General features: G+C 37.8%; 1 protein-coding gene. It reads left to right on the top strand.

All coding sequences use genetic code 11. The features are described from left to right. Positions 1-466 (top strand): translation initiation factor IF-2 N-terminal domain-containing protein (locus CYP05_RS01595; protein WP_181001145.1); only part of this gene is annotated, 466 nt, incomplete at both ends.

Below are 466 nucleotides of genomic sequence, written 5' to 3'. Positions count from 1 at the left end.
GTGCTAGAAGATGAAGATGTAGTTGTTCTTCCTGATTTTAGTTTTAACACTCCGGTACCAGCACCTGCTCAAAAGACAAAACAGCCAAATGTTATGAGAACTACGGTCAACAATACGATAAATTCATTTGGCGAAGGCGGCATACAAAGAAGAGCTAGAAAAAAACACAAAAAGCCTGAAAATAAACAAAACAATGAAGCTGTGACATCTATAAGTATTCCAAAAGAAATTCGTGTTTATGAATTTGCTGAAAAGCTAAACAAACAGCCAAGTGAGATCATTGGTAAGCGTTTCATGCTTGGTATGACGACAACCAAAAATGACTTTTTGGATGAAGATGCGATAGAAATTTTAGCCGATGAGTTTAATGTAGAGGTCAAGATCGTCGACGATCAAAAAGAATTTGACTACGTAGCAGCCTACGAAGAGGAGATAAAAGACGATGAAAATCTCCAGCCAAGAGGAC

This window comes from Campylobacter concisus (genome assembly GCF_002913545.1).
Classification (GTDB): Bacteria; Campylobacterota; Campylobacteria; order Campylobacterales; family Campylobacteraceae; genus Campylobacter_A; species Campylobacter_A concisus_AV.
The sequence above is the reverse complement of the archived record's forward strand: the minus strand, read 5'-3'. Positions and strand labels throughout refer to the sequence as shown.